This is a genomic window from Thalassomonas sp. M1454 (assembly GCF_007097525.1).
Classification (GTDB): domain Bacteria; phylum Pseudomonadota; class Gammaproteobacteria; order Enterobacterales; family Alteromonadaceae; genus Thalassotalea_A.
Genome location: NZ_VKDD01000005.1, coordinates 13,224 through 26,572 on the forward strand (window position 1 = coordinate 13,224; position 13,349 = coordinate 26,572).

Genomic DNA, 13,349 nt, shown 5'->3' on the forward strand with positions numbered 1-13,349 from the left:
TATAAATTGCACTATTTGTTGTTATTCTGTTATTTATAAATTGTTGCGCTAACCCATTATTACTTTTTTTTCACGAAAAAGGAATAGACGCTAATTTTATAGACTATCTTAAATTTAGCACCCTTTTAACATTAGAGCTATTTTTTCACTAATTATTAAAGTGTTAGGTAACTTTTACCACATCGAATAGTTATTATTGAGAAGAAAAACCATTGAAATTAACATAAATTAGTTTGAATAAATAAAATAATAAGCTATTCGTTAATACAGTATTTGATAACAAGGATGTGACTCAATGACTACTAACACCTCTACAATTAACGCTAAGCAATACGCTAAATTATTTACCCAACCTAACTATGGCTTTACCCTTTTAGAAGTGCTCATAACCATGAGTATCCTTGCCTTTGGCATGTTAGGTATAGCCAAATTACAACTCAACTCATTACGCGATACACAAATTGCGCAATTTCAAACAAAAGCTAATTTACTGGTGCAAAAGATGTCAGCGCACATTGAAGCAAATAGTACGGTCTTAGCCAATTACCAATTAAACTTTAAACAACTGCCATCAGCCTCAATCGACTGTCAGGTCAGTAGTTGTTCGCCAAATGAAATTGCGCAATATGATTTATTGCAATGGCAAAATTTGATCAGTGCATCATTACCAGCAGGATCAGGGGAAATATTAATTAATAATAATCGTGCGACCATTATTGTCCACTGGGATGAAAATAGAGATGGCTCTGCAGGTAACAATTGCCCAAAACAAACTTCGGCTGATTTAGAATGCGTAAAAATTAATCGTCAATTTTAATACTCATGTATTCTGTTGATAAAACAAATTTGGCTGGCTTTACTTTAATAGAAGTAATGATTTCCCTAGCACTTGGTTTATTCATGTTAACAATGGGCATGCAGTCATTATTGTTAATTAATAAAAGTTTTGTAGTGGTAAAACAATCTGCACATATGCAAGAAAATGCTCGCTTTAGCTTTAATTTTTTATCTACAGATATAAACCATAGCAGTTATTGGGCAGGCTTACTTGCTTTTAGTGAGATTAACGGCAGCCTAAATTTAAGTGATGAGTTAAATCAAACTTGCGTTGAAGCAGGCAATAGTTGGGGGGCTCAACTTAAGCAAAGTATTTTTGCGGTGAACAATTCAAGCGGCGATTATACATGTGTAACCAATGACGATTACCTGCGTGGTGATATTTTAACTCTCAGATATATAGAGCCAACACCAACAACGATTATTGATAATGAACAGCTATACATAAAGAGTAATGGCAACGAGCACAAGGCATTTTTAGGTAAAGATCAAAACCTTGTCATAAATTCTTTGCCTATAGCGGCTAAGCCTCATCAAGTTATTAGCCATAGTTATTTTATAGGTGATAGTAATAGACGTTGTAATAATCAAGTGATCCCCGCCCTTCATTGGCAAACCTTAGTTAATGGTCGACCGCAAAAAGAAGAGCTACTTAGTGGCGTTGAAAATTTGCAAGTGCAATTCGGCATTGATGAGGATCAAAACTCTGCTCCTGATAAATACGTTAACGCTGATCAGGTATCAAACTGGCGTAATATTAAGAGCGTAAAAGTTGATTTATTAGTACGCAGTCGATGCCCTGACTTTTCTCATCTTGATAAAACTACCTATTACCTTGGCGATGAGGTTTACCAACCTATGGATAATTTTCACCGCCAGGTTTATCAGCTTACTTTAGCTTATTAAAAAAGAGTCAAAGATATGATCGACAAACCTTATGCATCAAATGAAAGTGGTTTAGTGCTAGCTACCAACTTAATTATGTTGTTACTGGTTACCTTAGTGGCTACTTCGCTTTATCAAAACAGTTTTGTCGAGACTAAAATGGCGAATCAACAGTTATTAAAGCTGCAAAGTAAAAATAATGCCGATTATGCCTATAGCAACGCTAGGTTATTTATTATGGATTTAATCAAAAGCAATGCTGACCTTAATATTGCACGCAATGGCTATTTTCCATATGCCTTTGATTTATCAATTAATGATATTAACTGGCAGGATAATAACTCAGTGATAAGCAGTATAAACAACAGTAAATACGTGGTTATTTATTTAGGTCAACACGTTAAAAGCTATGGCAGTAACAATGGCATTGAACACCAGCTTTTTAAAATAGTTGTATTCAACCAACTAGGGCAAGGTAGTCAACATATTGAACAATCATTCTTTGCTGTGCCTGTAGCATAAATTTACTAAGGATAATAATATGCGACTTGCAGTTATAAACAACGCAATCACTTTGGTTAAGCAGTTGGCTTTTAGCTTAATTGAGTTATTAATCGTTATCTTGATCTTAGCCATACTATCCGCAATTGTTTACCCAAACTATCAGCACTATGTTTTAAAAGCACACCGCAGTGATGCAAAATCAACTTTAATGAAGTTAGCTGTAGCACAAGAGAAATTTTATAATCAAAACTTAAGTTACTCATCTGACTTAATATCGCAGGATGGCTTAAATAATCAAACCCTCTTAACAGTTGATAAATTTTATCAGCTATCCGTTCAAGTTAAATACTATAATGTTGATGGCCAAGATAGCTTTACTATAAAAGCACAAGCGATCAATTCACAAATAAATGATCGCGACTGCCGGCAATTAACGATAAATAATTTAAACCAGCGAAATGGCTACACAGAGCAAGGCATACTAAACACAAAATGCTGGCTTTAATTATTATTAATAAGTTTTGCTGTTAATTTTGATTCAACTACAAGTTATCGATTTACCCGAAGCATCATCTTCAATACCATCACCGTTAATATCTTGAGATAACCTTAAGCGCCCTGAGCGTGTTACGATTATAGCCCTGTTATATTTTAGGCTAGTGTCACTATTACATACTCTTAACGTACCATTTTGCGCCCAAGTAAAACCATTTTCTTGAAATTGTAAATAGTTCCTGTTTTGAAAAGCCCGCCAAGTAATATTATGTTCATCTGAACTTTTAGCAATAACCTGAATTAATTGCTCACCAAAATCCCGTAGATGATTTTTATTATCATCAACAAATATCAATCCTCCATCTTGCCAATTACTAGTGCATTGTTCACCATTGTCACTTGGACACAAAGTAACAATCTTTGAATTAATAATTGCAGTATGACGAGCTAGATTAAAGGCGCGATACCAACGATTTATATCCGCCGAAATTTGCTGTTTTTTAATTAAATCATTGTAACTAGGCATACCGATAGAAGTGAGAATTGCGGTGACTGAGAGTGCGACCGTTAACTCAATTAATGAGAAGCCAGCATGGTTGTTGAATTTAGTTTGATTTGGGTTGATAAAATACTTCATTTAAGCCTCCTTGCTTATAATAAAATCAATATTAAGTATAGAAGTAAATGGTGATATTCCAAGCGCAAACTTATTAGAAATTTGACCGTATTAGAAACAAAAATGCCTCGTAAATACGAGGCATTTTTATGGTTTATTCTGTTTAACTTTTACTTATCTTAGCTCTGCAGGTACAGCAAATACTGTGGTCTCTTCTCGGCCCGGATTTTCAATAACAACTTTACCGCCTAGGGCTTTTAAGGTTTCAATCACTTGCGCAACTAATACTTCAGGAGCGGATGCACCAGCAGTTACCCCTATTTTGTCAACACCTTCTAGCCAAGCTGATTGAATATCATCGGCGCCATCAATAAGATAAGAAGTTGTACCTAACTTTTCTGATAGCTCACGCAAACGGTTAGAGTTAGAGCTATTTTTGGCTCCTACTACTAATAACAGTTCTGCTTTTTTTGCTATAGAGCGAACAGCATCTTGGCGATTTTGGGTCGCGTAACAAATATCGTCCTTACGCGGGCCTTGAATATTAGGAAATTTTGCTCGCAGCGCATCAACAACACTTGAGGTGTCATCAACCGACAAGGTTGTTTGGCTACAATAAAACAACACATCTGAGTTTTTAACTTCAAGCTTAGCTACATCTTCTTCAGACTCAACTAAATAAATGCCGCCAATTTCTGACTCATATTGGCCCATTGTGCCTTCCACTTCAGGGTGTCCAGCATGACCAATTAAAATACATTCGTGATTTTTACGTGAAGCTCTAGTTACTTCCATATGAACTTTAGTTACTAATGGGCAAGTGGCGTCAAACACCTTTAAGCCTCTATCTTTAGCTTTTTGTCTAACCGCTTTAGATACACCATGGGCAGAAAATATCACTGTTTTATCGTCAGGTACTTCACTTAGTGATTCTACAAAAATAGCACCACGTTGTTTTAAGCCATTAACGACAAATTTATTGTGCACGACTTCATGGCGAACATAGATAGGTGCATCAAATAAATCTAATGCTCTATCAACAATAGATATTGCTCGGTCAACACCGGCACAAAAACCGCGAGGGTTAGCTAAGATAATTTCCATAGTGTTCCTAAACGCCTTTAAATCTTTTAGTGAGGTTCATGAGTTTCGAACTCGTTAATACTCTAAAGTACTTCTACTACATCAACAGCAAAAGTGATCTCTTGTCCTGCCAAAGGGTGATTAAAATCAACCGTAACAGATAGGTCATTTACTTCACGAATAATACCGGGGATCTCGCCACCTGGTTGAGTGAAAGTAACGATACTACCAACTTCTGCCGGTGTTTCACTAAACTTTGTACGGTCTACATAATGAATATTATCAGGGTTCACTTCACCAAACGCATCTGCGGCAGCTAAGGTAAACTCTTTGCTATCACCTGCGCTTAAACCTAAAAGTTGAGCTTCAAAAGCTGGAGATAAACTTTGATCGCCAAGATTAACTTTAGCAGGTTTATTATTTACCTTAGTGCTATCTGCAGCAGAGCCGTCAGAAAGCTTCATGGTAATATGCATCATTATGCTTGAATCATTTACAACTGTCTTATTAGACATACTACTGTACTCCAGAGCTTTACTTCTCAGCTGAGTCGTTTTTCGACTCACCTTTAAAAGCATCAAATATCATAATAGCTGCGCCAACAAAAATAGCTGAATCAGCAATATTAAATGCAGGCCAATGTTTATTACCTACATAAAAATCAAGAAAATCGATAACGTAACCAAACATCACTCGGTCAATTAAATTACCTAGTGCGCCACTTAAGATAAGCGCGAAAGCAATCGATATTGCTTTGTCTTGTTTGGGCGTTTTTGCCATCCATACAACTAACATCAAACTTACGCCTGCAGCAATTGCAGTAAAGAACCAACGTTGCCAGCCACCTTGGTCGGCTAAAAAGCTAAACGCGGCTCCAGGGTTATGTACATAAGTTAAGTTAAAGTATGGCATTACCGCGATTGACTCGCGATAATCCATTAATGCAACAACGGTTTGCTTAGTTACTTGATCAAGTATCAACATAACAATTGCTAGCCAAAGCCAGCGCAAGCCGGTGTCTTTAAAAATGCTGTTTTCTGTGTTCGCCATTTTATTACTACTCTATAAATTTAATTTTGCTTTAACACTTAACCTGAGTTTTGCAAAATTAAGCAAACTGACGAACTTCACCATCACCTTCAATGTTTGTCACACAACGACCACACAACTCAGGGTGTGATTCATTTGTGCCAACATCGTCAGTGTAATGCCAACAGCGATCACATTTAGTTCCTGTTGAAGCAGCAACGCTTAACCATAAGCCGTCTAATTCTGTAGCAATTGCCCCTTCTGGCGCATCAGTTACGACAACAACTTCAGCACTTGATGTGATTAAAGCAAAGCGTAATTCATCACCAACAGTTAATAACTGCTTAGCTAACTCTTCATTTGTGTAAAGAGTTACTTTAGCTTGTAATGCAGCGCCCACAACTTCGTCACGACGAGCTTGCTCTAAGGCTTTATTTACTTCATTACGAACAGCAATTAACGATGACCAGAATTTATCATTGGTTTGTGTGTTTTGATCTAGTTTTTCTAAACCTTCAAACCACACACCAGTAAATACAAACTCATCACGCTCACCTGGTAATGCAGTCCAAATCTCTTGTGCTGTAAATGATAAGATTGGCGCTAACCAACGAACCATAGCTTCGGCAATTAAGAATAATGCACTTTGACAAGAGCGACGAGCTAAGCCATCAGCTTTGGCTGTGTATTGTCTGTCTTTAATAATATCTAAGTAGAAACCACCTAGTTCATTAGTACAGAAATTCATGATTTTGCTTACTACCGAGCTAAACTCGTAGTTGTCATATGCAGCAATAATCTCTTCTTGTAATTGCGCAGCGCGGCCAACAACCCAACGATCTAACGCAACCATATCTTCTAAAGCTACGGCGTGTTGACTGGGCTCAAAACCATTCATGTTAGCTAATAAGAAACGAGAGGTATTACGGATACGACGATAAGCATCAGCTTGACGCTTAAAGATCTCATCTGACACTGTGATCTCTTGTGTATAGTTAACCGAAGCTACCCATAAACGTAAAATATCCGCACCTAACTTGCCGGTGATTTCTTTTGGCATAACTACGTTGCCCAAAGATTTAGACATTTTGTGACCATTAACATCAACGGTAAAACCGTGTGTTAATACTTGGTTGTATGGTGCTTTACCCGTCATCGCTACCGAAGAAATCATAGAAGACATAAACCAACCACGGTGTTGATCACTACCTTCTAGGTATAAATCAGCGTGCTTATCAAAATCTTCACGAGCATCAACTACTGAGTAATGTGATACACCTGAATCAAACCATACATCTAGCGTATCAGGTACTTTCACGTACTCTTGAGCATCATCGCCAATTAGCTCTTGCGGCTCTAAATCGAACCAAGCTTGAATACCTGCTTGTTCAACTTTTTGTGCAACGGTTTCAATTAATTCAATTGAATTTGGGTGAAGTGCACCTGTGTCTTTATGAATAAATAAAGCAATTGGTACGCCCCAAGTACGTTGACGTGAAATACACCAGTCTGGACGGCCTTCAACCATTTTTTGAATTCGGCTTTCACCCCAGTCAGGGAGCCACTCAGTCTTTGCAATCTCTTTTAATGACTCATCACGTAAACCTTTTTGATCCATGCTGATAAACCACTGCGGCGTTGCACGGAAAATAATAGGCGTTTTATGTCTCCAACAATGTGGGTAAGAGTGCTCAAATGCATGGTGATGCATTAAGGCATTTTTCTCTTTTAATACTTCAACAACGCTGTCATTAGCTTTAAATACGTGCTGACCAGCAAATAATTCGGTATCAGGTAAGTAAACACCATTTGCGCCAACAGGATTCGCAACTTCTAAGTTGTATGTACGACCAACATTAAAATCGTCTACACCATGACCAGGTGCAGTGTGAACACAACCAGTACCAGCATCGGTAGTTACATGGTCACCTAAAATAATTGGCACCGTAAAGTTATAAAATGGGTGATTAACTTGTACATTTTCTAATGCTGAGCCGTCACAAAAACCTAACGCATGGTATTTTTCAATACCGAAACGATCCATACAGTCTTTAACTAAGTCTGTACCTAAAATTAAACGTTGTGGACCTTGCTCACCTTCAACTTGTACTAAGGTGTATTGTAATTCTGGGTGAACAGAAACCGCGCGGTTAGCAGGTAATGTCCAAGGCGTAGTAGTCCAAATGATAATTGAAATTTGGCCTTCACCGCTGTGCCCTTCTGGATGAGAAAATAATTCAGCAACAGAATCTTCGGCTGTAAATTTCACATCTATTGCAGGAGAGAATTTATCTTGATACTCAACTTCTGCTTCAGCAAGAGCTGAACCACAATCTGTACACCAATGTACAGGTTTAAAGCCTTGATGTAAGTGTCCGTTTTCAGTGATTTTACCTAAAGCGCGGATAATGTTCGCTTCAGTTTTAAAATCCATTGTCAGGTATGGGTTTTCCCAGTCAGCAAAAACACCTAAACGCTTAAAGTCTTCGCGTTGACCATCAACTTGTCTTTGTGCGTATTCACGACACTTTTGACGAAACTCGCTTGAGTTAAGTTTTTTACCTGGCTTGCCCCACTTTTTCTCAACCACTAATTCAATTGGTAAACCATGACAGTCCCAACCTGGTACGTATGGCGAGTTAAAATCAGACAATGTTTTCGACTTAACGATAATATCTTTTAAGATTTTATTAACTGAGTGGCCTAAATGAATATTACCATTTGCGTACGGAGGGCCGTCATGCAAGATGAATGATTTTTTGCCTTTTTTAGCAGCACGAATTTGACCGTACAAGTCTTTTTCAGCCCACTTTTTTAGCATTTTAGGTTCACTTTGAGGTAAACCACCACGCATAGGGAACGTAGTATCAGGTAAGTTTAAAGTATGTTTATAATCACTCATTTAATCATTTATCCGTTAGTATCAGTTTCTAAAGCCTGTAGATAACTACCTGCTTGCTTAACATCTTTTGCAATTTGGTCGGTCAATTCTTTTAAAGAAGCAAAACGTTGCTCATCGCGCAGTTTTTTCAATAGTGCTACTTCAATTGGTTGTCCGTATAAGTTGTCGCTAAAATCAAATATATTTACTTCGAGTTGCTGCCTAATACCATTTACTGTTGGCCTAGAGCCTATATTGGCAACACCATTAAATTCTTTACCAAGTGCTTTAACTTGCACTACATAAACACCGCTAACCGGTGACACACAACGCTTTAATAATACGTTGGCGGTTGGGAAACCTAAATTTCGCCCTTGTTTATCACCATGAACTACACGGCCGATAATACTATACGTTCGGCCCAACATAGCTTGAGCTTCAGCCAGTTCATCTTGTTGTAAGGCTTTACGTATTTCAGTGCTCGATATACGGCAATCTGAAAGTTTATAACTTGCGGTATCAGTTACGTTAAAGTTAAAACGTTGACCCGACTCTTTTAACATTTGGAAATTACCTAAACGGTTTTTCCCAAAACAAAAGTCATCACCAATAATTAAATGCTTAATACCTAGTTTTTCTACGAGCAATTTTTCAATGAAATCTTCGGCGCTTTGATTAGCAAATTCACGATTAAAGTTAACGCAAATTAACCTCTGCACGCCCAATTTTTTCAACAACGAGTACTTATCTCGTAAACGGCTCAACCTAGCTGGAGCCATTTGTGGATTAAATAACTCTTGTGGCTGTGGTTCAAACACCATTACTGCGGGCACTAAATTAAGTTCTGTAGCTTTAGCTACTAAAGCGGCAATGACTCGTTGATGTCCTAAATGAACACCATCAAAATTACCTATAGTGAGCACACAACCGTGATGATTGTCACGAAGGTTATGTATACCACGAACTAATTGCATGTAAACCTAAATCCTGAGCAAGTTAAAAACCGACGAATTATATCTTAGTAGGAGTGAATAATCAGCACCTTGGGGCAACTAACTGCACATTTGTTGATGTTTTTTTGTGATTATTTAGAATTTATTGGTTTTTCATCGCTTTTGCTAAATAAAAAACCAACAAATTGACAAACTTTTATAGAGATTTTTACTGGCTAGATTCAACTTTTACCGTAAAGTGATGTAAACGAATACCTAAAATGATCGCACTGATAAAATAACTCACTGCGCCAATACCAATCAGCATCGCCAGTTGTAAAATTTGCTCCAACGAACCTAGCTCTAACCACGAGCTAAAGTTAGGCGATAAGTAATATATTACTCCGGCCATAATGCCCGCAGAGACAATCAACTTAAACACAACCATTTTAGTTGCAAAATCAAATTGATAGATACCTTGTTTTTTAAGGCCTCGGTATAACAAAAATCCATTTAGAGTAGCTGACATTGCTGTTGCCATAGCTAAGCCTACGTAACCGAAAAACGGCGCTAATGCTAAGTTAAATGCCATATTAGCGATCATGGCTTTAATCCCAATAACCACCGGCGTTTTAGTATCTTGTCTAGCGTAATAACCGGGTGCTAAGACTTTAATAAACATAAAGCTTAACAAGCCACTTAGATAAGCATATAAAGCGAATGATACTTGCGTAACATCTTGCTCACTAAACTCTCCGCGCATAAATAGCACCATAATAATTGGTTGTGCTAACACCATAAGTCCTGCCATTGCTGGCCAACCTAAAAGACTAACGACTTTAATCGCCCAATTTATGGTTGCTGAGAATTCATTTGGGTTCTGACTTGAATGTAATCGTGACAGACTGGGTAAAATAACAGTGGCAATACCAATACCAAATAAGCCAAGCGGGAATTCTAATAATCGATCCGCATAGTACAACCAACTAATAGAGCCCGTGATTAAAAAACTGGCAATTAAGGTATCGAGTAATAAGTTAATTTGCGTTACCGAAACACCAAATAATGCAGGTATTAACAATTTACGAATTTTCTTAACGCCGCTGTGTTGCCAGCCCCAACTAGGCTTAACTAACACGCCTGCCTTGATTAAAAATGGTATTTGAAATAAAAACTGAGTTAAACCACCTAAAAATACGCCCCACGCTAATGCAAACGCAGGAACGTCAAATAAAGGCGATAAATATATCGCGGCGCCAATAATACAAACATTAAGCAGTACTGGCGTAAAAGCTGCTGCAGCAAATTTACCTAAAGTATTTAACACAGCTCCTGCAAGTGCAGTGATGGTAATAAACCATAAATACGGGAAGGTAATTTTTAATAATTGCGAGGCTAGATCAAATTTTTCAGTAAAAGGCCCATTATCTAGCCAATCTAAAAACCAACCAAAACCAAACAAAGCCACAAAAACTGGTGAAGCGATAACACCTATCGCGGTAACGATAGTTACAATGACACCTAAAGTACCACTTACCTTGGCAATTAATTCACGAGTTTCATTAGTACCATTTTTTTTATCAAGCTCTTGGTATTCACTTAAAACAGGAACAAATGCTTGTGCAAATGCGCCTTCAGCAAATAAACGACGTAAGAAGTTTGGAATTTTATTAGCAAAGAAAAAAACATCGGCCCCTGTACCGGTACCCATTTTATCGGCGATAACCACATCGCGTACTAAACCAAGAACTCTTGAGATAAGCGTCATAAAACTGACGATTAGCCCAGATTTAAGCAATTTTTTGCTCAAAATTGCTACTCCTTTATTATTTTTATGAAAATAGTGAAAAAACCACTAACTATTTTAGTCATTGGCGATAAATAATGGTATCATCTTATCCACTGCTTGTGCCTGTTTAAACAAAATATTACATGAATTTGTTATTTTTTGTTTAATCAATAGATAAAAGGTTTGACAAAACCTTCTAAAACAGGCATATTTCATCGCCTTAAATTTCGGCAATTATTATTTATTTTAGGAGTTCACCTTGGCTAACTCAAAGTCTGCTAAGAAGCGCGCTGTACAATCAGAAAAGCGTCGCCAACACAACGCAAGTCGTCGCTCAATGATGCGCACATACTTGAAAAAAGTTATCGCTGCAATCGAAGCTGGTAACAAAGAAGAAGCTACAAAAGAGTTCGCATTAGCAACTCCGATTTTAGATCGTTTCGCAAGTAAAGGTCTAATTCACAAAAACAAAGCTGCTCGTGCTAAGAGCCGCTTAAATGCTAAAATTAAAGCTCTTTAATTAGAACTTTTGTTTTAACATTAAAAAAACCGGCTTATGCCGGTTTTTTTATATCTAAAATTCAACTGAAATAAATATCAAGGTGTCTGACACCTTGATATTTAATTACACCGAGAATGGGTACTTGATTGCTTCGTGGTGCTCATAGCCAACCACATCGAAATCATCCATGGTTACCCATGTTTCTAGATCTTCTAGTGATTTAATTTTAGGGTTAATAATTAATTGCGGAGAAGCAAAAGGCTCTCGCTTTAATTGCACATCACGCATTAACTCAACTTGATCTTCATAAATGTGGGCATTAACTATCTTATGATAAGCAACACCAGCTTTATTACCGGTGATTTGCGCCATGATAGCTAAGAAGGCAAATACTTGTATTTGGTTAAAGTTAAGCCCTAATGGGACATCACAGCTGCGTTGGTAACTATTAAGGTAAAGCGTACCATCAAGAAGTGAGAATTGATGTTGAAACATACATGGGCGTAAACACCCCATATGAAACTCACCTGGATTGTAAAAGCTGATTATCTCACCGCGATCATCAATACCTTTGCTTAAGTTATCAACAACTTTCTTTAATTGATCTACACTACCGCCATCAGGCTTAGCCCAAGCCCTACCCTGCACGCCATAAACACGGCCCATATCATCTTCACCTTTACGGTGCGGGTTGTTTAGCCATGCTTCGTTCTCATTGGCGTTAGCATTCCATGTAGGAGTACCTAAAGCTCTAAAGTCGGCTGCATTATCATAACCTTTAATGTAGCCAAGTAACTCAGCGATAGCAGCTTTATAAAAGCTTTTACGAGTGGTAATAATTGGGAATTCATTTTTGCCAACTTGATACTCTAAATCGGCATTAATAATGGTTAAACAACGCTTACCCGTTCTTTCGTTTTCAATCCAGCTACCTTCATCAATAATGCGCTGGCATAAATCTAAATATTGTTTCATTAAGCTTTACTCTTATTATTACTGCTTGAACCTTGCTTTAATGACCACCAAATTAAGCCACAGCCGATAATGATCATTGGCATTGAAAGTATTTGTCCCATCGATACAAACGAGAAAATAAAGCCTAAATGCGCATCTGGTTCACGGAAGAATTCAACAAAGGTTCTAAAGGCGCCATAACCGGCTAAAATAAGCCCTGAAGCTAAACCAGGAGCTTTTGCCTTACGGCCAATAAAATAAACGATAAAGAACAGTACAACGCCTTCTAAGAAGAATTCATAGAGCTGTGATGGATGACGCGCTAACTGTAAACTGTCGGTCGGAAATACCATAGCCCAAGGCACATCGGTTTCACGGCCCCATAGCTCGGCATTAAGAAAGTTACCAATACGCCCGGCCCCAAGGCCAAGAGGTACTAATGGCGCAACAAAATCGCCCACTTCTAAGAAGCCTTTTTTCTCTTTTCTAGCAAAGATTGCAACCGCAGCAATTACCCCTAGCAAGCCACCGTGGAAGGACATCCCCCCAGTCCATATCTTAAATAAATAAATAGGGTCGGTTAAGAAATAGTCGAAGTTATAAAACAGCACATAACCTACACGACCACCTAAAATTACGCCTAAAAAGCCATAAAATAATAAGTCACTTACTTGGTCACGTGTCCATAAGCCATTACTTTTATCTGCCGCTTTGTTAGCAATGATCATCGCAAAAACAAAACCAACTAAATACATTAAGCCATACCAACGTAGGGCAACAGGTCCGATTGAAAAAATTATTGGGTCAATAATCGGGAATTGAATTGCAGCAAGGGTCATATA

The 13,349-nt window shown here is 37.8% G+C and carries 14 protein-coding genes; 5 read left to right on the forward strand and 9 right to left on the reverse strand.

Going from position 1 to position 13,349, the window contains the following annotated elements; translation table 11 throughout:
• The first annotated feature begins 295 nt into the window (after positions 1-295).
• From pilV to FNN08_RS11840, 4 genes are read left to right on the forward strand one after another with little or no spacing between them, the layout of a single operon-like run.
• Positions 296-817, forward strand: coding sequence for a type IV pilus modification protein PilV (pilV, locus tag FNN08_RS11825; RefSeq protein ID WP_143586035.1), 522 nt, complete (start codon positions 296-298; stop codon positions 815-817).
• Between the two features lie 5 nt (positions 818-822).
• Positions 823-1,743: a PilW family protein gene (locus tag FNN08_RS11830; protein WP_143586345.1), complete on the forward strand. Its 921-nt coding sequence runs from the start codon at positions 823-825 to the stop codon at positions 1,741-1,743.
• A gap of 15 nt (positions 1,744-1,758) precedes the next feature.
• Positions 1,759-2,244, forward strand: a complete 486-nt coding sequence (locus FNN08_RS11835) for a pilus assembly PilX N-terminal domain-containing protein (RefSeq protein WP_143586037.1) — start codon at positions 1,759-1,761, stop codon at positions 2,242-2,244.
• Positions 2,245-2,263: 19 nt separating this feature from the next.
• Complete coding sequence (locus FNN08_RS11840) at positions 2,264-2,731, forward strand: type IV pilin protein (RefSeq protein ID WP_143586347.1); 468 nt, start codon at positions 2,264-2,266, stop codon at positions 2,729-2,731.
• A 33-nt stretch (positions 2,732-2,764) separates the two neighbouring features.
• On the opposite strand, the gene FNN08_RS11845 is transcribed toward FNN08_RS11840, so the two are convergent.
• The 7 genes from FNN08_RS11845 to murJ form a co-directional block, all read right to left on the reverse strand.
• The gene (locus tag FNN08_RS11845) at positions 2,765-3,358 is read right to left on the reverse strand and encodes a GspH/FimT family pseudopilin (protein WP_143586039.1); all 594 of its coding nucleotides are present in this window, start codon (positions 3,356-3,358) and stop codon (positions 2,765-2,767) included.
• A gap of 153 nt (positions 3,359-3,511) precedes the next feature.
• The gene (ispH, locus tag FNN08_RS11850) at positions 3,512-4,441 is read right to left on the reverse strand and encodes a 4-hydroxy-3-methylbut-2-enyl diphosphate reductase (protein WP_143586041.1); all 930 of its coding nucleotides are present in this window, start codon (positions 4,439-4,441) and stop codon (positions 3,512-3,514) included.
• Between the two features lie 62 nt (positions 4,442-4,503).
• Complete coding sequence (gene fkpB / locus FNN08_RS11855) at positions 4,504-4,935, reverse strand: FKBP-type peptidyl-prolyl cis-trans isomerase (protein WP_143586043.1); 432 nt, start codon at positions 4,933-4,935, stop codon at positions 4,504-4,506.
• A gap of 19 nt (positions 4,936-4,954) precedes the next feature.
• Positions 4,955-5,470 carry a signal peptidase II gene (lspA, locus tag FNN08_RS11860; protein ID WP_143586045.1) on the reverse strand — a complete coding sequence of 172 codons (516 nt, stop codon included), beginning with the start codon at positions 5,468-5,470 and terminating at the stop codon, positions 4,955-4,957.
• A gap of 58 nt (positions 5,471-5,528) precedes the next feature.
• Positions 5,529-8,351, reverse strand: a complete 2,823-nt coding sequence (gene ileS / locus FNN08_RS11865; protein WP_143586047.1) for an isoleucine--tRNA ligase — start codon at positions 8,349-8,351, stop codon at positions 5,529-5,531.
• An 8-nt stretch (positions 8,352-8,359) separates the two neighbouring features.
• Positions 8,360-9,304: a bifunctional riboflavin kinase/FAD synthetase gene (ribF, locus tag FNN08_RS11870; RefSeq protein ID WP_143586049.1), complete on the reverse strand. Its 945-nt coding sequence runs from the start codon at positions 9,302-9,304 to the stop codon at positions 8,360-8,362.
• 187 nt (positions 9,305-9,491) lie between these two features.
• A complete protein-coding gene (murJ, locus tag FNN08_RS11875; RefSeq protein WP_143586051.1) occupies positions 9,492-11,072 on the reverse strand; it encodes a murein biosynthesis integral membrane protein MurJ in 1,581 nt (526 codons plus the stop codon).
• Between the two features lie 238 nt (positions 11,073-11,310).
• On the opposite strand from murJ, the gene rpsT reads away from it, so the two are divergent.
• Entirely contained in the window at positions 11,311-11,571 is a 261-nt protein-coding gene (gene rpsT / locus FNN08_RS11880) for a 30S ribosomal protein S20 (RefSeq protein ID WP_143586053.1), read from the forward strand.
• A gap of 105 nt (positions 11,572-11,676) precedes the next feature.
• On the opposite strand, the gene FNN08_RS11885 is transcribed toward rpsT, so the two are convergent.
• Both FNN08_RS11885 and lgt read right to left on the reverse strand, forming a co-directional pair.
• Positions 11,677-12,528, reverse strand: a complete 852-nt coding sequence (locus tag FNN08_RS11885) for a thymidylate synthase (protein WP_143586055.1) — start codon at positions 12,526-12,528, stop codon at positions 11,677-11,679.
• Positions 12,528-13,346, reverse strand: coding sequence for a prolipoprotein diacylglyceryl transferase (gene lgt, locus FNN08_RS11890; RefSeq protein ID WP_143586057.1), 819 nt, complete (start codon positions 13,344-13,346; stop codon positions 12,528-12,530). Before lgt ends, FNN08_RS11885 begins: the two co-directional genes overlap by 1 nt.
• Between the last annotated feature and the right edge of the window lie 3 nt (positions 13,347-13,349).